This window comes from Mycoplana sp. ABR4_002 (assembly GCF_056159645.1).
The window spans coordinates 1,610,683-1,633,801 of record NZ_JBSWVO010000001.1 but is presented as its reverse complement, the minus strand read 5'-3'; the positions used below and the strand labels follow the sequence as shown (position 1 = coordinate 1,633,801).

Annotated in this window: 26 protein-coding genes; 13 read left to right on the top strand and 13 right to left on the bottom strand. The window is 66.2% G+C overall.

The window, feature by feature from the left end; genetic code table 11:
• Positions 1-275 precede the first annotated feature (275 nt).
• Positions 276-3,149 (top strand): Rne/Rng family ribonuclease, encoded by a 2,874-nt coding sequence (locus ACXAGF_RS07800; protein WP_475015853.1) that lies wholly within the window; start codon positions 276-278, stop codon positions 3,147-3,149.
• Between the two features lie 125 nt (positions 3,150-3,274).
• On the opposite strand, the gene ACXAGF_RS07795 is transcribed toward ACXAGF_RS07800, so the two are convergent.
• Entirely contained in the window at positions 3,275-4,426 is a 1,152-nt protein-coding gene (locus ACXAGF_RS07795) for a pyridoxal phosphate-dependent aminotransferase (protein WP_475015851.1), read from the bottom strand.
• A gap of 217 nt (positions 4,427-4,643) precedes the next feature.
• Between ACXAGF_RS07795 and ACXAGF_RS07790 the strand changes: the two genes are divergently transcribed.
• The 5 genes from ACXAGF_RS07790 to aat all read left to right on the top strand — a co-directional run bounded on the left by ACXAGF_RS07790 (position 4,644) and on the right by aat (position 8,497).
• A complete protein-coding gene (locus tag ACXAGF_RS07790) occupies positions 4,644-5,408 on the top strand; it encodes a DsbA family protein (RefSeq protein WP_475015849.1) in 765 nt (254 codons plus the stop codon).
• 193 nt (positions 5,409-5,601) lie between these two features.
• Positions 5,602-6,036: a type II 3-dehydroquinate dehydratase gene (gene aroQ, locus ACXAGF_RS07785; RefSeq protein WP_475015847.1), complete on the top strand. Its 435-nt coding sequence runs from the start codon at positions 5,602-5,604 to the stop codon at positions 6,034-6,036.
• Between the two features lie 18 nt (positions 6,037-6,054).
• Positions 6,055-6,519 (top strand): acetyl-CoA carboxylase biotin carboxyl carrier protein, encoded by a 465-nt coding sequence (gene accB, locus ACXAGF_RS07780; protein WP_475015845.1) that lies wholly within the window; start codon positions 6,055-6,057, stop codon positions 6,517-6,519.
• 10 nt (positions 6,520-6,529) lie between these two features.
• On the top strand, positions 6,530-7,873 hold the full coding sequence (accC, locus tag ACXAGF_RS07775) for an acetyl-CoA carboxylase biotin carboxylase subunit (protein WP_475015843.1): 1,344 nt from the start codon (positions 6,530-6,532) through the stop codon (positions 7,871-7,873).
• Between the two features lie 9 nt (positions 7,874-7,882).
• On the top strand, positions 7,883-8,497 hold the full coding sequence (gene aat, locus ACXAGF_RS07770) for a leucyl/phenylalanyl-tRNA--protein transferase (protein ID WP_475015841.1): 615 nt from the start codon (positions 7,883-7,885) through the stop codon (positions 8,495-8,497).
• Between the two features lie 49 nt (positions 8,498-8,546).
• Here aat and ACXAGF_RS07765 read toward each other — a convergent pair whose 3' ends face one another.
• The 4 genes from ACXAGF_RS07765 to gatB all read right to left on the bottom strand — a co-directional run bounded on the left by ACXAGF_RS07765 (position 8,547) and on the right by gatB (position 11,631).
• Complete coding sequence (locus tag ACXAGF_RS07765; RefSeq protein WP_475019234.1) at positions 8,547-8,981, bottom strand: DUF2155 domain-containing protein; 435 nt, start codon at positions 8,979-8,981, stop codon at positions 8,547-8,549.
• 100 nt (positions 8,982-9,081) lie between these two features.
• On the bottom strand, positions 9,082-9,477 hold the full coding sequence (locus tag ACXAGF_RS07760) for an NADH:ubiquinone oxidoreductase subunit NDUFA12 (RefSeq protein ID WP_475015839.1): 396 nt from the start codon (positions 9,475-9,477) through the stop codon (positions 9,082-9,084).
• Between the two features lie 149 nt (positions 9,478-9,626).
• The gene (locus tag ACXAGF_RS07755; protein ID WP_475015837.1) at positions 9,627-10,124 is read right to left on the bottom strand and encodes an N-acetyltransferase family protein; all 498 of its coding nucleotides are present in this window, start codon (positions 10,122-10,124) and stop codon (positions 9,627-9,629) included.
• Positions 10,125-10,128: 4 nt separating this feature from the next.
• Positions 10,129-11,631, bottom strand: coding sequence for an Asp-tRNA(Asn)/Glu-tRNA(Gln) amidotransferase subunit GatB (gene gatB, locus ACXAGF_RS07750; protein WP_475015835.1), 1,503 nt, complete (start codon positions 11,629-11,631; stop codon positions 10,129-10,131).
• Between the two features lie 167 nt (positions 11,632-11,798).
• On the opposite strand from gatB, the gene ACXAGF_RS07745 reads away from it, so the two are divergent.
• Positions 11,799-12,167, top strand: a complete 369-nt coding sequence (locus ACXAGF_RS07745) for a DUF1294 domain-containing protein (protein WP_475015833.1) — start codon at positions 11,799-11,801, stop codon at positions 12,165-12,167.
• A gap of 123 nt (positions 12,168-12,290) precedes the next feature.
• Complete coding sequence (locus ACXAGF_RS07740; protein WP_475015831.1) at positions 12,291-12,548, top strand: YjhX family toxin; 258 nt, start codon at positions 12,291-12,293, stop codon at positions 12,546-12,548.
• 42 nt (positions 12,549-12,590) lie between these two features.
• Here the strand turns inward: ACXAGF_RS07740 and ACXAGF_RS07735 are convergent, their stop codons facing one another.
• The 5 genes from ACXAGF_RS07735 to ACXAGF_RS07715 all read right to left on the bottom strand — a co-directional run bounded on the left by ACXAGF_RS07735 (position 12,591) and on the right by ACXAGF_RS07715 (position 16,257).
• On the bottom strand, positions 12,591-13,103 hold the full coding sequence (locus tag ACXAGF_RS07735) for an N-acetyltransferase family protein (RefSeq protein WP_475015829.1): 513 nt from the start codon (positions 13,101-13,103) through the stop codon (positions 12,591-12,593).
• 60 nt (positions 13,104-13,163) lie between these two features.
• Positions 13,164-14,645, bottom strand: coding sequence for an Asp-tRNA(Asn)/Glu-tRNA(Gln) amidotransferase subunit GatA (gene gatA, locus ACXAGF_RS07730; protein ID WP_475015827.1), 1,482 nt, complete (start codon positions 14,643-14,645; stop codon positions 13,164-13,166).
• Between the two features lie 17 nt (positions 14,646-14,662).
• Positions 14,663-15,139 carry a GNAT family N-acetyltransferase gene (locus tag ACXAGF_RS07725; protein WP_475015825.1) on the bottom strand — a complete coding sequence of 159 codons (477 nt, stop codon included), beginning with the start codon at positions 15,137-15,139 and terminating at the stop codon, positions 14,663-14,665.
• 3 nt (positions 15,140-15,142) lie between these two features.
• On the bottom strand, positions 15,143-15,430 hold the full coding sequence (gene gatC, locus ACXAGF_RS07720; protein WP_475015823.1) for an Asp-tRNA(Asn)/Glu-tRNA(Gln) amidotransferase subunit GatC: 288 nt from the start codon (positions 15,428-15,430) through the stop codon (positions 15,143-15,145).
• A 119-nt stretch (positions 15,431-15,549) separates the two neighbouring features.
• Positions 15,550-16,257, bottom strand: coding sequence for a metal-dependent hydrolase (locus ACXAGF_RS07715; RefSeq protein ID WP_475015821.1), 708 nt, complete (start codon positions 16,255-16,257; stop codon positions 15,550-15,552).
• Positions 16,258-16,337: 80 nt separating this feature from the next.
• Between ACXAGF_RS07715 and ruvX the strand changes: the two genes are divergently transcribed.
• Positions 16,338-16,811 (top strand): Holliday junction resolvase RuvX, encoded by a 474-nt coding sequence (ruvX, locus tag ACXAGF_RS07710; RefSeq protein ID WP_475015819.1) that lies wholly within the window; start codon positions 16,338-16,340, stop codon positions 16,809-16,811.
• Here ruvX and ACXAGF_RS07705 read toward each other — a convergent pair.
• Positions 16,769-17,107 carry a DUF6105 family protein gene (locus ACXAGF_RS07705; protein WP_475015817.1) on the bottom strand — a complete coding sequence of 113 codons (339 nt, stop codon included), beginning with the start codon at positions 17,105-17,107 and terminating at the stop codon, positions 16,769-16,771. The genes ruvX and ACXAGF_RS07705 overlap by 43 nt on opposite strands.
• Entirely contained in the window at positions 17,104-17,274 is a 171-nt protein-coding gene (locus ACXAGF_RS07700) for a hypothetical protein (protein WP_475015815.1), read from the bottom strand. The genes ACXAGF_RS07705 and ACXAGF_RS07700 overlap by 4 nt, the downstream gene beginning before the upstream one ends.
• Positions 17,275-17,474: 200 nt before the next feature.
• Between ACXAGF_RS07700 and ACXAGF_RS07695 the strand changes: the two genes are divergently transcribed.
• Complete coding sequence (locus ACXAGF_RS07695) at positions 17,475-18,407, top strand: AEC family transporter (RefSeq protein WP_475015812.1); 933 nt, start codon at positions 17,475-17,477, stop codon at positions 18,405-18,407.
• On the opposite strand, the gene ACXAGF_RS07690 is transcribed toward ACXAGF_RS07695, so the two are convergent.
• Positions 18,392-20,041, bottom strand: a complete 1,650-nt coding sequence (locus ACXAGF_RS07690; RefSeq protein WP_475015810.1) for an acyl-CoA dehydrogenase family protein — start codon at positions 20,039-20,041, stop codon at positions 18,392-18,394. The two genes, ACXAGF_RS07695 and ACXAGF_RS07690, sit on opposite strands and share 16 nt — an antisense overlap.
• Positions 20,042-20,214: 173 nt before the next feature.
• Here ACXAGF_RS07690 and ACXAGF_RS07685 point away from each other — a divergent pair, with 173 nt between their 5' ends.
• From ACXAGF_RS07685 to plsY, 3 genes are read left to right on the top strand one after another with little or no spacing between them, the layout of a single operon-like run.
• Positions 20,215-21,156: an aspartate carbamoyltransferase catalytic subunit gene (locus ACXAGF_RS07685; protein ID WP_475015808.1), complete on the top strand. Its 942-nt coding sequence runs from the start codon at positions 20,215-20,217 to the stop codon at positions 21,154-21,156.
• Complete coding sequence (locus ACXAGF_RS07680) at positions 21,153-22,445, top strand: dihydroorotase (RefSeq protein ID WP_475015806.1); 1,293 nt, start codon at positions 21,153-21,155, stop codon at positions 22,443-22,445. The genes ACXAGF_RS07685 and ACXAGF_RS07680 overlap by 4 nt, the downstream gene beginning before the upstream one ends.
• A 45-nt stretch (positions 22,446-22,490) precedes the next feature.
• Positions 22,491-23,105 carry a glycerol-3-phosphate 1-O-acyltransferase PlsY gene (plsY, locus tag ACXAGF_RS07675; protein WP_475015804.1) on the top strand — a complete coding sequence of 205 codons (615 nt, stop codon included), beginning with the start codon at positions 22,491-22,493 and terminating at the stop codon, positions 23,103-23,105.
• Positions 23,106-23,119 lie beyond the last annotated feature (14 nt).

Sequence of the window (23,119 nt, the reverse complement as noted above, 5' to 3'; positions counted from 1 at the left end):
GTGTTCCACCATGGCCCTCAGGGCCGCTTTCATCGGACCGTAATGGTCTATGGCTTTGGCATTCTCGTTTGGAACTTGAAGTTGTCGCTGCGGTATTTGTCAGAAGTTAACAGGCTCCGGTGCGTTACCGTACCAGCCGTTGTCTGGCCGCGGCCCGCTCAGCCCAACCGGACGGGAAATCACTTATCCGGCGCAGCGCTCCCGCCTTCCGATCCGTCGTCCCCCGTGGACCGGTCGCCAGACAGGCTACGTCTGCGCCGAGGAGCAGAATATTCATGGCAGACAAGATGCTTATCGATGCGTCTCACGCAGAGGAGACGCGCGTCGTTGTCGTACGCGGCAACCGCATAGAAGAGTTCGATTTCGAATCGCAACACAAGAAGCAGATCCGCGGCAACATCTACCTGGCAAAGGTAACCCGGGTCGAGCCGTCGCTGCAGGCGGCGTTCGTCGATTACGGCGGCAACCGCCACGGCTTCCTCGCCTTCGCGGAAATCCATCCCGACTACTACCAGATCCCGCTCGCCGACAGGCAGGCCCTGCTCCGCGCCGAAGCGGAGGAGGCCCGTCGCGACGACGACATCGAGCACGTCGAGACCGCCCCGACTGCCGCCGACAAGGCGGCAGAAAAGGCCGCGAAGACGGAGGCCAAGGCCGCCCCTGCGACCGCAACAGAGTCCGAGGCGGCTTCGGTCGCTGCCGAATCTGACGCCACGGTCGAGGCGACCCCGGTCGTCGAGGCGGCTCCGGCGGACGGCGAAACCAAGCCGAAGGCCCGCAAGCCGCGCAAGCCGCGCGCCAAGAAGACCGCAGCAGCGGACGAGGCTGCCGCAGAGGAAGCCGCAGCGACCGACGACGACGGCGCCACGCCCGGCGAAATGGCCGCGATGGTCGATACCGACGTGATCTCGGAAGATGTTCGGCGGCGGTCCGACGACGACGACGACGACGATCATCACGAAGAAAAGGAAGAGATCGAATCCGTCGGCGCCGAAGACGCGATGGAGGAAGTTCCGGACCGGGTGGTGCGCAAGCCGCGCAAGCAGTATCGCATCCAGGAGGTGATCAAGCGCCGGCAGATCCTTTTGGTTCAGGTGGCCAAGGAAGAGCGCGGCAACAAGGGCGCGGCGCTGACGACCTATCTTTCGCTGGCCGGCCGCTATTCGGTGCTGATGCCGAACACCGCCCGCGGTGGCGGCATCTCCCGCAAGATCACCAACCCGCAGGACCGCAAGCGGCTGAAGGAGATCGCCCGCGATCTCGAGGTGCCGCAGGGCATGGGCGTGATCCTGCGCACCGCCGGCGCGAACCGTACCAAGGTCGAGGTCAAGCGTGACTTCGAGTACCTGATGCGCCTGTGGGAGAACGTGCGCACGCTGACGCTCAACTCGACCGCGCCCTGCCTCGTCTACGAGGAAGGCAGCCTGATCAAGCGCTCGATCCGCGACCTCTACAACAAGGACATCGGCGAGATCGTCGTGGCCGGCGAGGAAGGCTACAAGGAAGCCAAGGGCTTCATGAAGATGCTGATGCCGAGCCACGCCAAGGTGGTTCAGCCCTATCGCGACATCCATCCGATCTTCTCGCGCTCGGGCATCGAGGGCCAGCTCGACCGTATGCTGCAGCCGCAGGTCACGCTGAAGTCCGGCGGCTACATCATCATCAACCAGACCGAGGCGCTGGTTTCGATCGACGTCAACTCGGGTCGTTCCACGCGCGAGCACTCGATCGAGGAGACGGCGCTGCAGACGAACCTGGAAGCGGCCGAGGAAGTGGCGCGCCAGCTGCGCCTGCGCGACCTCGCCGGCCTGGTCGTCATCGACTTCATCGACATGGAGGAGAAGCGCAACAACCGCTCCGTCGAAAAGCGCCTGAAGGACCACCTGAAGAACGATCGCGCGCGCATCCAGGTCGGCCGCATCTCGCACTTCGGGTTGCTGGAAATGTCGCGCCAGCGCATTCGCGCCTCGGTGCTTGAGAGCACGATGCAGGCCTGCCCGCACTGCAACGGCACGGGCCACGTCCGCTCGCAATCCTCGGTCGCGCTGCATGTGTTGCGCGGCATCGAGGAGTACCTGCTCAAGAACACCACCCACAACATCACCGTGCGCACGACGCCGGACATCGCGCTGTACCTGCTCAACCACAAGCGTGGCACGATCAACGACTACGAGGCTCGCTTCGGCCTGCACATCATCGTCGATGCGGATGCCCATGTCGGCGCGCAGCACTTCGCCATCGACCGGGGCGAACCGGTGGAGAACCCCGTCAAGATCGAGCAGTTCGTGCAGTTCGCGCCCGAGCCGGAAGATGACGACGATATCGTCATCGAGGAGGATCTTGCCGACGAAGAGGCCGAGGTTGTCGCCTCCCCGGCACAGGCCGCCGAGGAGTCCGGGCGCAAGCGCAAGCGTCGGCGCCGCCGGCGCGGTCGCGGCGGGCGCGACGAGGAAGGCAGCGACACCGCCTCGTTCGGCGGTGAGCAGCCGGGCGACGAGGGCGACGAGGACGAAGACGTCGACGAGGCCGACGAGGCGACGGCCGGTGCCGAGGGCTCGAGCGGCGATGGCGACCAGGCGAAGCGCAAGCGGCGCCGGCGCGGCAAGCGCGGCGGGCGCCGCAACCGCGGCGATGAAGCCGGAGTAACGGCGGGCGAAGACGTCGCAGGGGCGACGGACGCGGAGGCCGTCGAGGAAGCCGAGGCCGCAGGACTGGACGCAGACGTCGCCGCCGAGGCGGCGATCGAGGGCCAACCCGCGCCAACCGAGGCCGAAGTTGCCGCCGAGGTACAGCCCGAGCCGGCTCCCAAGCCGCGCCGAACCCGCAAGGCGAAGGCCAAGGCGGAACCGGAGGCCGAAGCCGTCGAGGCAGTGGCTGCCGAGGCCGTGGCCGAGGTCACAGAAGCGGTAGCCGACGTAGCGGCACAGGCCGAGGTCGAGGCCCAGCCGGTCGCGGAGCCCGCGCCGGAACCGGCAGTGACCGAAGCGGCCGCCGATCTCGACGAGGCCAAACCCGCTCGTGCGAACCGCGATCTCACCACGATCGCCACGACGCCGGTGGTGAAATCCTCCACCTCGCAGGACAAGAGCGACGACGAGCCGGAGAAGCCCAAGAAGGGCGGCTGGTGGCAGCGTCGCGGCTTCTTCTGACACCGCACCCCGCAACAACAAAAAGACCCGGCCTTCGCGCCGGGTCTTTTCGTCTCTGCTGATGGCGGCCGCTCGGCACGCAATGCGCGTCCTCGCTGCGCGGCCATGGAGGAACGCGGTCGGGGCTATTTCAGCCAGGCGGCGATGCGGTCGGTGGCCTCGACCATCTCGTCGTGCGAGCCGGCAAAGGAAAAGCGCATGGTGCGATGTCCGCCGACCGGATCGAAGTCGTGCCCCGGCGTCGCCGCGACGTTGATCTCGGCCAGCATCCGGCGGGCGAAGGTCATGCTGTCGTTGCTGAAGCGGCCGACGTCGACATAGGCGTAGAAGGCCCCGTCCATCGGCGAGGCGACGGTGAAGCCGATCTCCGGCAGGCGAGCCGCCAGCAGGTCGCGGTTGCGACGGTAGACTTCCCGGTGCCGGTCGAGCTCCTCGCCGGCCCCGAGTGCGGCAAGGGCTGCGACCTGGGAGATCTCCGGGGCCGAGATATAGAGACTCTGCGCCAGGCGCTCGACCGGACGCGCGATCGCATCGGGCAGGACCATCCAGCCGATCCGCCAGCCGGTCATGCAGTAGTATTTGGAGAAGGAATTGATGACGACGACTTCGCCGGTCAGTTCGAGCGCGCTCGTCTCCGCGCCCGAAAACGTCAGGCCGTGGTAGATCTCGTCGGAGATGAAGGTGATCGCATTGGCGGCGCAGTAGTCCGCAAGCGCTTTCAGATGCGCGCGGTTGGTGACGGTTCCGGTCGGGTTGGCAGGACTCGCCAGCAGGATCCCGGACAATTTTCCGAACACGCCCTGGGCCGCCTCGAGGCTCTCCGGCGTCATGGTGAAATCGTTCTCGGCGTTGACCTCGATCTCGATCGTCTCAATCCCGAGGGCGGCGAGGATGTTGCGATAGGCCGGGTAGCCGGGACGGGCGATCGCGACCCGGTCGCCCGCGTCGAACAAGGTCAGGAAGGCGAGGTTGAAGCCCGCCGAAGAGCCGGTGGTCACCGCGACCCGCTCGGGCGCGATGTCGACGCCGTGGCGCGCGCGATAGTGTGCCGCGATCTCGGCGCGCAGGCCCTGAAGGCCTAGCGCCTCGGTATAGCCGATCCGGCCGTCGGCCAGCGCCGCCCGCGCCGCTTCCAGCGCCGCGCGCGGCGCGGGCTGGGCCGGCTGACCGACCGCCATCGAAATGACCGGGTGGCCGGCCGAACGCCGCCGCGTTGCGTCCGCAAGCACGTCCATCGCGTGGAAGGGCTCGACCGCGCTGCGTCTCGATATCTTCATGACCGTCTTTCCCTGGAACTCGCATCGAGGCTCCGCCTTTCCTTGCCGGAAGAAAGGTCTGTTCACAATCCCGGGAGGATCGGAATTCGGCCACTTTTGCTGTTTCGTTGGCAACCACCGCGCCCTAAGGTCGTCGCAATGCACCGCGAGGATGTCGACACGCGGGAAAAAGGAACGCACCGCCAAGGGGCGGTCGCCACACCGTAACGAGGAAAGAATGTTTCGCATCTCCGGCATCACGCTCGCAGCCGCGCTCGCGCTCGCGAGTTCCGCTTCCCTCGCGCTTCCCGCGCTCGCGCTCGACGCGAAGCAGAAGGAAGAGATGGGGGCCTACATCAAGGAATACCTGCTCGCCAATCCGGAGATCCTGATCGACATGCAGGAGGCGCTGCAGCGCAGGCAGGCGGAGGCACAACAACAGCAGGCGACCGCGGCGATCGCGGAGAACCGCAAGGCGATCTTCGACGACGCGACCGACATCTCGCTCGGCAATCCGGACGGCGACGTCACCATCGTCGAGTTCTTCGACTACAATTGCGGCTACTGCAAGCGTGCGCTTGCCGACATGGACGCCCTGCTGGAGAGCGACAAGAATGTCCGCTTCGTCCTGAAGGAACTGCCGATCCTCGGCCCGGATTCGCTGGCGGCGCACAAGGTCAGCGCCGCCTTCCGCGACCTCGCCCCGGAGAAGTACGGCGAGTTCCATCGGACGCTGCTCGGCGCCGAAGAGCGCGCGACCGAGGACAGCGCGATCGCCGTTGCCGTCAAACTCGGCGTCAGCGAGGCCGACATCCGCAAGCAGATCGAGGCAAAGCCGCATGACGAGGCGGTGCGCCAGGCCTACACGCTGGCGCAGAGCCTGAGCATCACCGGCACCCCGTCCTATGTGGTCGGCAACGAGGCCGTGTTCGGCGCGGTCGGGGTCGACGAGCTCAGCGACAAGGTGGCCAACGTCCGCGCTTGCGGCAAGACCAGCTGCTGAGCCAGCCCATATCGGCAATCCGGACCCCGGGAGGCACGTTTTCCCGGGATCATGGGTGCCCCGCCATCTTTCCGCCATTCCCTTGCTGTTCAGGCTTCTTGGTTGTGGACAAGGCCGGCCCGGGTCCTTGGGGCTTTTCCTTCAAGAACCGCCGGTCTATAGGTAACCCACGATCCAGCAAGCGGAAATGGGAATGTCCACAATCTTTGTCCTGAACGGCCCGAACCTCAATGCGCTCGGCAAGCGCGAGCCCGGCATCTATGGCGGGCACACCCTGGCCGACATCGAGACGCTGTGCCGCTCCGAAGGCGAAAGGCTGGGCTTCACCGTCGACTTCCGCCAGACCAACCACGAAGGCACACTTGTCGACTGGATCCACGAGGCAGGCGAAACGGCCGCCGGCATTGCCATCAATGCGGGCGCCTATACGCACACCTCGATCGCCCTGCACGACGCAATTCGCGCCATCCGCATTCCGGTCGTCGAGCTGCATCTTTCCAACGTGCATGCCCGCGAGGAATTCCGACACAAGTCCGTGATCGCGCCTGCGGTCAAGGGCGTGATCTGCGGCTTTGGCGAGCAGAGCTACATCCTGGCGCTCAACGCGCTCAAATCCATCACGACATAAAGAAAAAGGCTCACACAAATGGCTGAGAAGAAACAGGGCATCGATCAGGTACTGATCCGCGACCTCGCCAACATCCTGAACGAGACGGACCTGACCGAGATCGAAGTCGAGCAGGACGACCTGCGCATCCGCGTCTCGCGCGCCGGCACGCCGCAATATGTGTCCGCCCCTGTTCCCGCCGCGCCGGTTGCAGCCGCCGCACCGATCGCGGCCGTCGCTGCCGCCCCGGTCGCCGCCGTGCGTGACAACAAGAACGCCGTGACCGCGCCGATGGTCGGCACCGCCTACCTGTCCCCCGCCCCGGGCTCCCGCCCCTTCGTCGAGGTGGGCTCGACGGTGCAGGAAGGCCAGACCATCCTGATCATCGAAGCGATGAAGACGATGAACCAGATCCCCGCCCCCCGCTCCGGCAAGGTCACCGAGATCCTCGTCACGGATGCCGCCCCGGTCGAGTATGGCGAGCCGCTGATCGTCATCGAGTAAGGGCAGGCTGATGATTTCCAAGGTCCTCATAGCCAACCGTGGCGAGATTGCGCTCCGCGTCCTGCGCGCCTGCAAGGAACTCGGCATTGCCACGGTTGCCGTGCATTCGACGGCAGACGCCGACGCGATGCACGTTCGCCTCGCCGACGAAAGCGTCTGCATCGGCCCGCCGCCGTCGCGCGACAGCTACCTCAATATCCACCAGATCGTCGCCGCCTGCGAAATCACCGGCGCCGACGCCGTCCACCCCGGCTACGGCTTCCTGTCGGAGAACGCCAAGTTCGCCGAGATCCTCGATGCGCACGGTATCACCTTCATCGGGCCGACCGCCGAGCACATCCGCTTGATGGGTGACAAGATCACCGCCAAGCAGACGGCGATGGAGCTGGGCATTCCCGTCGTGCCGGGTTCGGAGGGGGAAGTGAAGCCGGAGAACGCGCTTGAAGTGGCGCGCAAGATCGGCTTCCCGGTCCTCATCAAGGCAACCGCCGGTGGCGGCGGCCGGGGCATGAAGGTGGCCAAGACCGAAGCGGAGCTGGACATGGCGGTGGCCACGGCGCGCTCGGAAGCCGCGGCCGCCTTCGGCAACGACGCCGTCTACATGGAAAAGTTCCTCGGCCATCCGCGCCACATCGAGGTGCAGATCGTCGGCGATGGCAAGGGTGACGCCATTCACCTCGGCGAGCGCGACTGCTCGTTGCAGCGGCGCCACCAGAAGGTCTGGGAGGAGGCAAACTCCCCTGCCCTCAACATCGAGCAGCGCATGAAGATCGGCCAGATCTGCGCCGACGCGATGAAGAAGATGAAGTATCGTGGCGCCGGCACGATCGAGTTCCTCTACGAGGACGGCGAGTTCTATTTCATCGAGATGAACACCCGCCTCCAGGTAGAGCACCCGATCACCGAGGCGATCACCGGCATCGACCTGGTGCACGAGCAGATCCGCGTCGCCTCCGGCGCCGGGCTCTCGGTCACGCAGGAGGAGATCGAGTTCTTCGGCCATGCGATCGAGTGCCGCATCAATGCCGAGGATCCGCGCACCTTCGTCCCTTCGCCCGGCACGATCACGCATTTTCATGCGCCCGGCGGCCTCGGCGTTCGCGTCGATTCCGGTGCCTACCAGGGCTACCGCATCCCGCCCTACTACGACAGCCTGATCGGCAAGCTGATCGTGCACGGGCGGACCCGCGTCGAATGCATGATGCGCCTGCGCCGCGTGCTCGATGAATTTGTCATTGACGGAATCAAGACGACGCTTCCATTGTTCCAGGAACTGATAGCCAATCAGGACATCGCCAACGGCGACTACGACATCCATTGGCTGGAGAACTATCTGGCCAAGACTTCAGCCTAGGGGCAGAGCATGGCAGGGCGGCGCGGCAGGTCACCGGAAGTCACACCGGAACTCTTGCTGCGCGCCTATTCCATCGGGCTGTTCCCGATGGCCGATTCGGCGGACGACCCGGAGCTGTTCTGGGTCGAGCCGGAGATGCGCGGCGTGATTCCGCTGGACCGGTTCCATGTCTCGCACAGCCTTGCCAAGAAGATTCGCAAGAAACCATTCGACATCCGCGTCAATACCGCCTTCGACGCCGTCATCGCCGCCTGCGCCGAAGTGGCGCCGGACCGTCCCTCCACCTGGATCAACCGCAAGATCCGCGCGCTCTACGCCACCCTCAACCAGATGGGCCATGCCCATAGCGTCGAGGCCTGGGAGGGCGACCAGCTTGTCGGCGGACTGTACGGGGTTTCGCTCGGCGCGGCGTTCTTCGGCGAGAGCATGTTCTCCCGAAGGTCCGACGCCTCCAAGATCTGTCTCGTCTATCTGGTCGAGCGGCTGCGGCAGCGGGGCTTCCGGCTGCTGGACACCCAGTTCACCACCGAACACCTGAAGACTTTCGGGGCCATCGACGTGCCCAAGGCCGATTATGAATGCCTGCTGTCAAAGGCGCTGGCCTCGCCCCACCTGCCCTTCTGAGGGCGTCGGCGCGGTCGGCGCACGGCAGACAAGGCGTCTCGCAGCGCTGTTACTGGTTGCCCGAAGCCTCCGAGGCTTCTGGGGGCGGTACGTCCGAGTTCTGCTTGCACTCGACGAGCCAGACGTCATAGACGGGATGCTCGACGGCGTTAAGGCCGGGGCTCTCGGCAAACATCCAGCCGGTAAAGATCCGCCGGATCTTGCGGTCGAGCGTGATCTCGTCCACCTCGACGAAGGAATCGACCTTTTGCGCCTCCGCATCGTCGCGGTTGTAGCAGACCCGCGGCGTGACCTGCAGCGCGCCGAATTGCACGGTCTCTCCGACATAGACGTCGAAGGAGGTGATGCGGCCGGTGATCTTGTCGAGGCCGGAAAACACCGCGACGGGATTGGCAATGCGGGCGGCCTCGGCGGACGGGGCGGCGGCCAGCGACGCGACGACGGCCGCGGCCGTCACCTGGCCGATGCGCGTCCTGATCTTCAGCCTGCCTGCCAAGTCCATCACGTTCCGTCTCTCCAGAAAAACCGGCCCGGTTCGATGACCGGGCCCGTCTGCGCTAACCGTCAAATGTGGCGAAAGCGGTTCAGTTGCGCGGGGCCCAGGCGTCGTAGTCGCCGGTGACGCGGGGACGCTCGCCCGGCACGGCGAGCGAGCCCGGCGGGCGGTAGGCCTGCGCCGTGCCGGTCATGTTCGGGCGGTGCTCCTGCTCCCACTCGCGCGGCTGGTAATTCTCGTCGGCCGGCGAGACGTCGGTACGGTGATGCATCCAGCCGTGCCAGCCGGGCGGGATCTTCGAAGCTTCGGCATAGCCGTTGTAGATCACCCAGCGCCGCGTACGCCCCTCGGAGTCCTTGCCCCCCTGATAGTAGACGTTGCCGAACTGGTCCTCGCCGACCTTCTTGCCGAAGCGCCACGTATGAAAGCGCGTTCCGATGGTCTGACCGTTCCACCAGGTGAAAATCTGCTTGAGAAGGCTCATTGCTCACGTCCTTGGCCGGACCGCACGCCTGGTCCGCTGTCGAAAATCGTCACTCGCTTATGGCGCGGCATGCCCTGAATGTCCAGCGATTCCCGCCGTTTCGACCGGGCTTGCCGCCACCTTCAACCACTTCCGGCCGGGGCCGCGCCTTAGCCGAGAGCCTTCTCGTAGATCAGCGCGGCGATGCCGGACTGGGCTCCGCCGCAGTTCTCGGTTGCGCCAACTCTGAAAAAGCCGTGCGCCTCGTAAAAGCCGATCGCCCGGGCGTTCTGCGGCTCGACCTCGAGCCGCATCACCTTCGCATCCGGGAAGCAGGTCTCCAGCTCGGCAAAGAGATCGCGGCCGACCCCCTGCCCCTGGAACGACGGCAGCACATAGAGCTGGTGCAGGATCACCGCCTTGGGATCCGAGGCCGACATGGCAGCATAGCCCATGCCGGCGAGCCGCGTGCCGTCGTCGGCAACGACGAACTCCGCGCTCTTGCGCGCCAGCTGCGCCTTCAGCGCCTCGACCGAATGCCAGCTGGCAGTGATCTCCGCGACCCTGGCGGCGCCGTAGAGAGTGTCATAGGTCGCGTGCCACGCCTCGCCGAGAAGCGCGCTGACCCCGGGAAGATCGCGCTCGGAGGCGGTGCGGACGAAAAACACCGCCCTATTCCTCGATGCCGAGCTTGGCCTTGACCAGCGCCTGCACGGCCTGGGGGTTGGCCTTGCCGCCGGTCGCCTTCATCACCTGGCCGACGAACCAGCCGGCCAGCGTCGGCTTGGCCTTGACCTTGGCGACCTGATCCGGGTTCGCGGCGATGATGTCGTCGACGGCCTTTTCGATCGCGCCGGTGTCGGTCACCTGCTTCATGCCGCGGCTCTCGACGATTTCCGCCGGCACGCCGCCTTCGTTCCAGACGATCTCGAACAGGTCCTTGGCGATCTTGCCGGAAATCGTGCCGTCCTTGATCAGGTCGATGATGCCGCCAAGCTGGCCGGGCGAGACCGGGGTGTCCTCGATGCCCTTGCCGGCCTTGTTCAGCGCGCCCAGCAGGTCGTTGATGACCCAGTTGGCCGCGGCCTTGCCGTCACGGCCGGCGGCGACCGCCTCGAAGTAGTCGGCGACCGCCTTTTCCGAGACCAGCACCGAGGCGTCATAGACCGACAGGCCGAGCTCGCTGACGAAGCGCGCCTTCTTGTCGTCCGGCAGTTCCGGCAGGTCGACCCGCAGCGCCTCGACATAGGCGTCGTCGAACTCGAGCGGCAGCAGGTCCGGGTCGGGGAAGTAGCGATAGTCGTGCGCCTCCTCCTTGGAGCGCATCGAGCGGGTCTCGCCCTTGTTCGGGTCGAACAGCCGCGTCTCCTGGTCGATGGCGCCGCCGTCCTCGAGGATGGCGATCTGGCGGCGCGCCTCGTACTCGATCGCCTGGCCGACGAAGCGGATCGAGTTGACGTTCTTGATCTCGCAGCGCGTGCCGAACGCCTCACCGGGCCGACGGACGGAGACGTTGACGTCGGCGCGCATGGAGCCTTCGTCCATGTTGCCGTCGCAGGTGCCGAGATAGCGCACGATCGAGCGCAGCTTGGTCAGATAGGCCTTCGCCTCGTCCGAGGACCGCAGGTCGGGCTTCGAGACGATCTCCATCAGCGCCACGCCGGAACGATTGAGGTCGACATAGGACATGGTCGGATGCTGGTCGTGCATCGACTTGCCGGCGTCCTGCTCCAGATGCAGGCGCTCGATGCCGATCTCGACATCCTCGAACTGGCCCTGACGATCCGGCCCGACGGAAATGGTGACGGTGCCCTCGCCGACGATCGGGTCCTTGAACTGCGAGATCTGATAGCCCTGCGGCAGGTCGGGGTAGAAGTAGTTCTTGCGGTCGAAGATCGAACGCTTGTTGATCTTCGCCTTCAGCCCGAGGCCGGTGCGGATCGCCTGCCTGACGCATTCCTCGTTGATGACCGGCAACATGCCGGGCATGGCGGCGTCGACGAGCGAGACGTTGGCGTTCGGCGGCTTGCCGAACTCCGTCGATGCGCCGGAGAAGAGCTTGGCGCTGCTGGTGACCTGCGCGTGAACCTCCATGCCGATAATCACTTCCCAGTCGCCGGTGGCGCCGGGAATGAAGCGTTTCGGGTCGGGGGTGCGAACGTCGACAATGGTCATGATCAGCTCTTGGGAATTCGCTTCGGAATGGCGGATTTTGTCCGGTGTCGGTAGCCCATATGGGCAGGCGGCGCAAGGCTTTCACCCCTGGCGGGGGATGGGGACAGAGATTTGCGGATGGCGCCAGCCGATGACCGGCGGTTAACCGCGACGAAGTAGGCTTGGCCATGACCGCGCCGATCGTCCTCCTCCTGTCCGCATCCAGCATCATGACGTTTCTGATGTTCTGGTGGGACAAGCATGCCGCCCGCACCGGCCGGTGGCGGCTGCGCGAAAGCACGCTGCTGGCGGGCGCATTGATGGGCGGCAGCCTCGGCGCGGTGATCGCCCAGCGAATGCTCCGGCACAAGACCCGCAAGGAGCCCTTCCGCACGAGGCTCATGATGATCGTCGGCCTTCATGCCATCTTGCTCGGCCTCTGGCTTGCGGCCGCGGCGTCGCCCCCCGCATGGCCGACATTGACGGCTGGCGACGCATATTCTAGGACTGGCGGCCTATCTGGAGTGTTGATGTTCTCTTCGTCCGAGTCCCGCTGAGGGCCCTGCCCGCAAACTGAAGCTTGCGCGCACGGGCCTGAAAAAACGGCAAACCCCGCCCGGCATCGTCTGGCGGATCGTTTTTTCGCGTTCTCGAAGAACGCCTCCAGGACTTCCACGACAATGGACATTTCTCGCGCCGAACAGCGCATTCTCCACCTGCTTGCCCAGGGCGGCAGGATCGAGCTCGAACGGGACGATACCCGAACCATCATCAGCGTCTACTGCATCACCCGCGACGGCTGGCGCGCCAGCGGTCTCGACATTCAGCTCTTTCGCAAGCTGAAACGGCGTCGGTGCATCGCCTCCAGCGACGGCAAGCCATACCGGATCACGCAGCGCGGGCTGGTTCTGGTGCGTTCGCAGCCGGACAACCGGTAAGACGTTGGGCGCGCAGCTGCGGCTGCGCGCCTTTCATCGCGGTCAGAAGCCGCCTGGTCCATACCCGATCGGCTCGTCATCTACCAATTGCCGCCGGAGCCCGATCGACTCGACATCGCGGTCGAGCTTCGGCGAATAGGTCACGGACAACCAGTTGACCGAATAGCCGCGCTTGCGGAAGAAGGCGAGCGCCGGCGCGTTTCGGGCGTGGGTCTGCAGGGTAACGGCGTCGAAGTCCGACCGGCGCAACTCGTCCTCGACCGTGGCGAGCAGCGCGCTGCCGACGCCCCGGCGCTGCAGCGCGGGCTCGACCCAGAGATCGGTGATCTCCTCGTCCATCCTCTCTCGCGCCGCCCAGCCGGCAATACGCCCGGTCGCCTCGGCGACCGTGACGGTCAGCCAGTGCGCCGACAGAAACTCGAGGAAGGCGATGCGGGCATTGTCCCGCTGAGCGTCGATCTCCGCCACGCCCGCCACCGCCATCTCCCAGGCGCGCAGACCGACCTCGGCGAGGACCGGTATGTCGTTGTTTCGCGCATGTCGGATGGTTGTCATGGAGCCGCCCCTTCCCGGCCCCATCAAACCACTCGAATCACCGCTTGGCGAGGGGGTCGCTTACCACCACTTCTTCGCTTCGAAGCGGCCGGCGGCCTGCTCGATCACATGGGCGGTCCTGAAGAGGGTTTCCTCCTCGAACGGCTTGCCGATCAGTTGCAGTCCGAGCGGCAGGCCCTTGTGGTCGAGGCCGGCGGGAACGGCGATGCCCGGCAGGCCGGCCATGTTCACCGTCACGGTGAAGATGTCGTTCAGGTACATCTTCACCGGATCGGCGGCGAGATCCTCGTCGGCGATGCCGAAGGCAGAGGACGGCGTTGCCGGCGTCAGGATCGCATCGACCCCGGCGTCGAAGGCCAGCTCGAAATCGCGCTTGATCAGGGTGCGGACCTTCTGCGCCTGCAGGTAGTAGGCGTCGTAGTAGCCGGCCGAGAGCACGTAGGTGCCGATCATGATTCGGCGCTTGACCTCCTGGCCGAAGCCGGCGGCGCGCGTCCTTTCGTACATGTCGACGATGTCCTTACCGTCGACGCGCAGGCCGTAACGGACGCCGTCATAGCGCGCGAGGTTCGAGGAGGCTTCCGCCGGCGCAACGATGTAGTAGGCGGGCAGCGCGTACTTGGTATGCGGCAGCGTAATGTCGACGATCTCGGCGCCGGCCTCCTTCAACCAGGCAATGCCCTGCTGCCAGAGCGCCTCGATTTCCTCCGGCATGCCGTCGACGCGGTACTCCTTGGGAATGCCGATGCGCATGCCCTTGATCGACTGGCCGAGCGCCTTCTCGTAGTCCGGAACCGGCAGATCCACCGAGGTCGTGTCCTTCGCGTCAACGCTCGCCATCGACTTCAGCAGGATCGCCGCGTCGCGCACGTCGCGGGCGATCGGGCCAGCCTGGTCGAGCGAGGAGGCGAAGGCGACGATGCCCCAGCGCGAGCAGCGGCCGTAGGTCGGCTTGATGCCGACGGTGCCGGTGAAGGCCGCCGGCTGACGGATCGAACCGCCGGTGTCGGTCGCGGTCGCGCCGGCGCACAGCAACGCCGCGACGGCCGCGGCGGAGCCGCCGGAGGAACCGCCGGGAACGAGGTCGAGATTGGAGCCCTGCGCGCGCCAGGGGTTCTTGACCGGGCCGTAGTAGGAGCTCTCGTTCGACGAGCCCATGGCGAATTCGTCCATGTTCAGCTTGCCGAGCATGACCGCGCCGTCGTTCCAGAGGTTCTGCGTCACCGTCGATTCGTACTTCGGCTTGAAGCCGTCGAGAATATGGCTGCAAGCCTGGGTGTGAACGTCGCGGGTGCCAAACAGGTCCTTGATGCCGAGCGGAATGCCTTCCAGGGCGCCGGCCTTGCCCTCGGCGATACGGGCATCCGAGGCCTTGGCCATCGCGCGCGCCTTATCCGGCGTCACCGCCACATAGGCGTTCAGCGTGTCGTTGGCGGCGTCGATCGCGGACAGATAGGCCTCCGTCAGCTCGACGGCGGTGATCTCCTTGGCGCCGAGCTTTTCACGGGCTTCGGCAATGGTCAGGCGGGTCAGATCGGTCATGGTTCTATCTTTTCGCGTCATGCAGCGCTGGAGGCGCGTCCAAGCTGCTTCTGGTAGAAAACGGAATAGGGGCTGTCCGGGTAGTCGAGCACCGGGCCGCAGCGGCTGAACCCGGCCTTCTCGTAGATGGCCCAGGCGGCGGGGTGCCGGTCGCCGGTCTCGAGCACGAGTTCGCACAGGCCGTCCGCTTCGGCGGCATCGAGGATCCGTCCGAGGATCGCGCGGCCGATACCGCGGCCCTGCCAGCCGGCTCGGGTATACATGCGCTTGACTTCACCGGTCTGCGCCGAATGGCGCTTCAGCGCGCCGCACGCCACCGCCTTGCCATCCGCCCGCGCGATCCACACGGCAACGCCCGGCTCGGCCATCTGCGCCACCGTCAGGTGGTGGCAGGCCTCCGGCGGCGAGAGCGTCAGCAGAACCTCGTTGAGTTCCGCAACCAGCTCGCGCACATCGTCCTGCAGCGGGGTCTCGATGGCGATCGCGACGGCCAAGGCTTACTCCACGACCTTCGGCACAAGGAAGAAGCCCCGATCGGACACCGGCGCGTTGGCGACGATGTCTTCGGCGGCGTTGCCGTCGGTGACGCGGTCCTCGCGCTTGCGCATCGCCATCGGCGTCACCGAGGTCATCGGCTCGACGCCCTCGACGTTCACTTCGCCCAACTGCTCGACGAAGCCGAGGATGCCGTTAAGCTCCCCCATCATGCGCTGGGCTTCGTCCTCGTTGACCGCGATACGGGCCAGGTGGGCCACCCGCTTTACGGTGGCAAGATCGACAGACATCGGCATTCTCCGGTCGGAAATTTCCCACCCGCTATACTGACCAAGGCTCGGCTGCGCAACGGGGGAATGCGCTCGGCCGCGTGTTCGCGGCGCGTTGCATTGCCCTGCAACCGATGCGGCTATCGCGAGATCACCTCGCCGACCTTGGGCACTTCGACCGCGCCGGCCGAGGCCCCATCCATCGCCGTGACAAAGGTGTCGGCGGTTCGCTCGATGATCGGAAACGACCCGTAGTGGCAGGGTATGACCGTGCCGAAATTGAAGAAGCGCTGGCAGGCCAGCGCCGCCACCGCCCCGCCCATGGTGAAGCGGTCGCCGATCGGCACGAGACCGATGTCGGGTTCGTGCAGTTCCTCGATCAGCCCCATGTCGGAGAAGATGTCGGTGTCGCCCATGTGATAGAGCGTCGGCTCGTCCTCGAAATGCAATACGAGCCCGTTGGCGTTGCCGAGCGCATGCGAGACCCCGTCTTCGGTGATCTGGGCCGAGGAATGCAGCGCGTTGACGAAGGTGGCCGAAAACCCGTCGAAATGGACGGTGCCCCCGGTGTTGCCCATCTCCAGCTTCTTGACGCCCTTCGAACCCAGCCATGCCGCAAGATCGGCATTGGCCATCACCGTGGCACCGGTTTCCTTGGCGATCGCGACGGTGTCGCCGACGTGGTCGCCGTGGCCGTGGGTCAGGAGGACATGGCTCAGGTCGGCGGTGGCGGCGCGGCGTGTCGAAGGATCGAAAGCGGGGTTTCCGGTGAAGAACGGATCGATGAGGATCTTCGCCTTGCCCGTCTCGAGGCGGAAGGCGGAGTGGCCGAGCCATGTGATGTTCATTGAAATTCTCCTTGCAGGTTCTTCCCCAGCACAAGCATATGGGGCATAGCCTCGGCAGGAAAAGGCTGGAAGCGCGCATCATGGCAATTCTGACGATCGAAGAACTGGCAACCTACCTGGAACCGGGACAACCGATCGCCGGCCTCGACCTCGGCACCAAGACGATCGGTCTGTCGGTATCCGACCTCGGCCGAAGGCTGGCGACCCCGCGCCCGGTGCTGAAGCGGGTGAAGTTCGGCGTCGATGCCGAGACGCTGCTCAACTTCGCCGAGAAGGAGAAGATCGCGGCCTTCGTCATCGGCCTGCCGATGAACATGGACGGCAGTGCCGGCCCGCGCGTCCAGGCTACCCGCGCCTTCGTGCGTTCGATGGGCGAGCGAACGGATATCCCCTTCGTCTACTGGGATGAGCGGCTGTCGACGGTCGCCGCCGAGCGGACGCTGATCGAGATGGACGTGTCGCGCAAGAAGCGGGCCGAGCGGATCGATTCGGCGGCCGCCTCCTTCATCCTTCAGGGCGCGCTGGACAGATTGTCGGCGCTCGCCAGGTCCTGAGGCCGATCGGTTTCGGGCCGCGCGCGACGCGCGGTCCACCAGGCGATGATGCGCCTGCGGCGCCGGAAGGCAATGATGGCGAAGACCAGCAGGCTGTCGACGACGATGGCGCGTACCACGAGCGGCGGGATGCTCTCCGGCGGCAGCCCCAAAACATTGCCGTAGACGCGAAACACCAGGTCATGCGCGTCGCGCGTCAGCATGAAGATGCCGAAGCTCATGTCGTAGTAGGACAGGCCGTACCAGCTCCCGAGCAGCGCGATCGGCCCGGCCCAGAGGACGAGGAACCACTTCATGCCATCCGCCTCTCGCTCACCGCCCGTGATCCCATTTCCATTCCCAGTTCCCGCACCAATGAAAGAGCGAGCAGGACGGCCGCGGGCACCGCGATATCGAGCGCCAACGCAGCGAAAAAGGCCGTCATGGCCGCCATATGTACCGCTCTCGGCATGGTCGTCCGCATGGTTAACAAAATCCTTACGCAACCACCTTCTACCCTATGCCCCGGGGTCGCAACGTAAACTCCCCGTTAAGGTTAATTTCCACACGGCGCCCCTCCGGTCATCATGCGATCGGGCGAAGCTGCTCCGGTTTTTCAGGATTGCCGTTTCCGCGAACCCGTGAAAAGACGGCAAAAAATTTCCTGCCCGCTGGTTCCCCGACATGCTCGCCATCTTCGAAAGCACCCTGCCCGTCTTCCTCCTCGTCATCCTCGGCACGCTCCTCAAGCGCTGGCCGAAGCTGGACGACGGGCTGTGGCCCGGCCTGGAGCAACTGGGGTTCTACGTGCTCTTCCCCGCCCTGCTCTTCTCCACGCTCGCCCAGGCCGACTTTGACGGCATGGCGGCGTCGACGCTGGCGGCAACGACGATCGGATCGGTGACGGTCATGTCGGGTGCGGTCCTGCTGTGCTGGCCGCTGTTTCGCAAAACCGGTGTGTCGGCGTCCTCCTTCACCACCATCTTCCAGACCGCAACGCGCTGGAACGGCTTCATGGCGCTGGCGATCGCGGCCAAGCTGTACGGCGCGGACAGCATGGCGATGCTGGCGCTGATCATGACCCTGATCATCATCCCGATCAATTTCTACAATATCGGCATCCTCGTCTGGTTCGGCGGCGGCGCCCGCGACATCCGCGCCTTCATGACCAAGGTCGTCACCAACCCGCTGATCATCGCCGCCGCGCTCGGCACGCTGTTCAACCTGCTCGACATCAGGGTCTACGGGCCGCTGATGGTGACGATCGACCTCGTCGCCGAGGCCTCGCTCAGCCTCGGCCTGATCATGGTCGGCGCCGGCCTCAGGGTCGCCGACGCGCTGCGGCCGCAGCCGATCGCGCTGCTGCCGGTGGTCCTGAAGCTGCTGGTGATGCCGCTGATGATGACCGGCGCGGCCTGGCTCGCCGGAATCGGCGGCGAAGCGCTGCTGACCGTGGCGCTCGGCGCCAGCGTGCCGACCGCGATGAACGGCTACCTGCTCGCCAAGCAGATGGGCGGCGACGCGCCGCTCTATGCCGCCGTCGCCACGCTGCAGACGGCGGCGTCGTTCTTCACCATCCCGCTGGTATTGCTGCTGGCCGGTTACGCGGCCGGATAGAGCAGGTCGACGATATAGCCGGAATCGAATCGCGAATCGAGCATGCCGTAGGTGGAACGCCAGCCGGCCGCCAGCCGCGTCTCGACAAAGGCGTCGGCGATGCGCCCTGCCCCGATCCGGTTCAGTTCGGCCGCGGCCGCCGACAGCGCCAGTTGTTCCACCAGCATGCGCGCGGCCCCCTCGTCGCGCTCGCAAAGCGACGTTGCGGCGCGCAGAACCTCGACCGTCTTGCGGCCCGACGCCCCGAGGTCGCGGGCGATCCCGGCGAAGACCGATTCGAACAGGTCCTTGCCGCGCGACAGCACGCGCAAGAGATCGAGCGCCATCACGTTGCCCGAGCCCTCCCAGATGGCGTTGACCGGGGCCTCGCGGTAGTGGCGCGCGATCGGGCGCTCCTCGACGTAGCCGCCGCCGCCGATGCACTCCATCGCCTCGTAGATCAGGGCCGGGGCAATCTTGCAGCACCAGTACTTCGTCACCGGCGTCATCACCCTGGCATAGGCAGCCTCGTCGGCGCTCACCGGCGCCTTGTCGAAGGCCTCGGCCAGGCGCAGCGACAGCGCCGTGGCTGCGGCAACGTCGAGGGCCATGTCGGCCAGCACGCGCGTCATGATCGGCTGGTCCACCAGCGCCTTGCCGAACACCTTGCGGCCGCGGGCGTGGTGCACCGCCTCGGCGAGCGAAGCGCGCATGATGCCGCTGGAGGCCAGCGCACAATCGAGTCGGGTCAGCGTCACCATGTCGAGGATGGTGCGGATGCCCGCGTCCGGGGCGCCGAGCAGGAAGCCGAAAGTATCGGTGAACTCGACCTCCGAGGAGGCGTTCGAGCGGTTGCCGATCTTGTCCTTCAGCCGCTGGAAGCGCAGGCCGTTGGCCGTCCCGTCCTCGAGCAGCCTTGGTACGAGAAAGCAGCCCATGCCGTCGCGCGTTTGCGCCAGCATCACGAAGGCGTCGCTCATCGGCGCCGACATGAACCACTTGTGCCCGCTCAGCCGGTAGATGCCCTCGCCGACGCGCTCCGCCGTCGAGGTGTTGGCGCGGACATCCGTGCCGCCCTGCTTCTCCGTCATGCCCATGCCGATGGTGATGGCGGACTTCTGCATGGCCGGTCGGTTGGTGCTGTCGTACTTGCGCGACAGGATGCGCCCGCCCCATTCGCGCTGGACCACGGGGGAGGCCGAAATCGCCGCGACCGAGGCGCTCGTCATGGTCAGCGGGCACAGGTGCCCGCATTCGAGCTGCGCAGTGAGGTAGAAGCGCACGGCGCGCGCCTTGTGCGCCCGGCCGCGCTCGTCCGGCAGGCTCTCCCAGACCGACGAATGCAGGCCGATTGCCATCGACCGGCGCATCAACGCATGCCAGGCCGGGTGGAAGTCGACCACGTCGAGCCGCTCGCCGCGCGGGCCGTGCGTGCGCAGCTGCGGCGGGGACTCGTTCGCCATACGCGCCAGCTCCTGCGCCTCCGGCGCAGTCACGCTGCGGCCGAGCGCGTCGAACTCGTCGCGCAGCGATTTCGGCAGCGTGGCCGTCCCGTCGACCAGCAGCGGATCGGACCGATAGGCATTGATGCCCGCCCAGAGCTTGGGCTGATTCAGGTCGGCAAGGGTTTGTTCGGTCCGGGTAATCTGAGTCATGTAGCGGTTCTAGCCTAAGTGTTCACGCTGCGAAACGGGGGCCTTGCGGCCGTACCGGGAAAGAATGCCGGCAAAAGACTAAGGAACCGGCTGCAAGGACTCGGTGCTGCCTTGCCGCCAGCGGGAGGAGCCTCTATAGACCCGCCGTATTCAAGACAGTCGAGGCGACCACCATGGATTCCTTTCCGCATCGCCACCTGCTCGGCATCAAAGGCCTGACCGAGCCGGAGATCACCTATCTGCTCGATCGCGCGGACGCTGCCGTCGACATCAGCCGGCAGCGGGAAAAGAAGACCTCCACGCTGCGCGGACTGACCCAGATCAACCTCTTCTTCGAGGCCTCCACGCGCACACAGTCCTCCTTCGAACTGGCCGGCAAGCGGCTCGGCGCGGACGTGATGAACATGTCGGTCGGCAATTCTTCGGTGAAGAAGGGCGAGACGCTGATCGACACGGCGATGACGCTGAACGCGATGCATCCAGACGTGCTGGTGGTGCGCCACTCCTCCGCCGGCGCGGCCGCCCTGCTCGCCCAGAAGGTCTCCTGCGCCGTCGTCAACGCCGGCGACGGCCAGCACGAACACCCGACCCAGGCGCTGCTCGACGCGCTGACCATCCGCCGCGCCAAGGGCAAGCTGTCGCGCATCATCGTCGCCATCTGCGGCGACGTGCTGCACTCGCGCGTCGCCCGCTCCAATATCCTGCTGCTGAACGCCATGGGCGCGCGGGTGCGGGTCGTGGCGCCGGCGACGCTGCTGCCGAACGGCATCGCTCAGATGGGCGCCGAGGTCTATCACTCGATGGAGGACGGCCTGAAGGACGCGGACGTGGTGATGATGCTGCGGCTGCAGCGCGAGCGCATGTCGGGCGCGTTCGTTCCCTCCGTGCGGGAATATTTCCGCTACTTCGGGCTCGACGCCGAAAAGCTGAAGGCCGCCAGGGACGACGCGCTGGTCATGCACCCGGGTCCGATGAACCGCGGCGTCGAGATCGCCTCGGAGATCGCCGACGGGCCGCAGAGCGTGATCGAGCAGCAGGTGGAAATGGGCGTCGCCGTCCGCATGGCGGTGATGGAGACCCTTCTCGTGTCGCAGAACCAGGGACCGCGCGCATGACCCGCCCGACCGTCATCAAGAACGTCCGCATCATCGATCCGTCGCAGAACCGCGACGAGACCGGCTCGATCGTCATCGACAACGGCCGGATCGCCGCTGCCGGCAAGGCCGCGCAGAACCAGGGCGCACCCGAGGGAGCGGAGATCGTCGACGGCGCCGGCCTCGTTGCCGCGCCGGGTCTGGTCGACGCGCGCGTCTTCGTCGGCGAGCCGGGCGGCGAACACCGCGAGACGATCGAATCGGCCGCCCGCGCCGCCGCCGTCGGCGGCATCACTTCCTTCATCATGATGCCCGACACCGACCCGGTGATCGACGACATCGCCCTTGTCGAATACGTGCAGAAGACCGCGCGCGACATGGCCGCCGTGCACGTGCATCCGGCCGCGGCGCTGACCAAGGGGCTGGCCGGCACCGAGATGACCGAGTTCGGTCTGCTGCGCCAGGCCGGCGCCGTCGCCTTCACCAATGGCCGCCATCCGATGCACGACAGCCAGGTGCTGCGGCGGGCGATGACCTATGCCCGCGAGTTCGGCGCGGTCGTCTCGCTCGAGACGCGCGACCAGCACCTCGGCGCAGGCGGCGTCATGAACGAGGGCCTGCTGGCGAGTTGGCTCGGCCTGTCCGGCACGCCGCGCGAGGCCGAGGTGATCCCGCTCGAGCGCGATCTCCGCCTGGCCGCGCTCACGCGCGCCGCCTACCACGCCGCGCAGATCTCGGTACCGGAATCGGCCGAGGCCATGCGCGTCGCCCGCGGCCGCGGCGCCAACGTCACCTGCGGCATCTCGATCAATCACCTGTCGCTCAACGAGAACGACATCGGCGAGTATCGCACCTTCTTCAAGCTCTCGCCGCCCCTGCGCGGCGAGGACGACCGCAGCGCGATGGTCGCGGCGCTGGCCGACGGCACCATCGACATCATCGTCTCCTCGCACGACCCTCAGGATGTCGACACCAAGCGCCTGCCGTTTGCCGAGGCCGCCGACGGCGCCATCGGGCTGGAAACCATGCTGGCGGCGGCGCTGCGCCTGCATCACAGCGGCGAGGTCGGGCTGATGCGACTGCTCGATGCCATGTCCACCCGGCCGGCGCGGATCTTCGGCCTCGACGCGGGCACGCTGAAGCCCGGCGCGGTCGCCGACCTCGTCCTGATCGATCTCGACGAGCCGTGGATCGCCTCGAAGGACGGCTTCGTCTCGCGCTCGAAGAACACCCCGTTCGAAGATGCCCGCTTTACGGGGCGGGCGGTTCAAACCTATGTTGCGGGCAAGCGCGTCCATTCGGCGCGCTAGGGGCAGCATGCGCGGCCGACGCCGCACCTCGGGGGAGCCAAGACCGTGTCCGACCTATTCACCTGGCAGCTCGCGCCGCTGCCGACGATCCTGTGCCTCGCCTTCGGCTATCTTCTGGGTTCGATCCCGTTCGGCCTGATCCTGACACGCATGGCCGGCCTCGGCGACGTGCGCAGCATCGGCTCGGGCAACATCGGCGCCACCAACGTGCTGCGGACCGGCAACAAGAAACTTGCCGCGGCGACGCTGCTGCTCGATGCGCTGAAAGGCACGGCCGCCGCCGCGGTCGCATCACGCTGGGGAGTTGAGGCCGGTATCGCCGCCGGCTTTGCCGCCTTTATCGGCCACCTGTATCCGATCTGGCTCGGCTTCCGGGGCGGCAAGGGCGTCGCGACCTATCTCGGCGTCCTGCTCGGGCTCGTCCCCTACATGCTGGGCGTGTTCGCCGCGGTCTGGCTCGCCATCGCCTATCTCAGTCGCTACTCCTCGTTGTCCGCCCTGGTTGCAACCTTGGCCTGTACGGTTGTATTGTGGCTGACAGGGAACGACAAGGTTGCACTGCTGTTTGCCGTCCTCACCGCGATCTCGTGGTGGAAGCACCGTGCCAACATCGCGCGGCTGCTGGCGGGAACCGAGAGCAGGATCGGCGACAAGGGCTAGCACCGGGGGGAAAC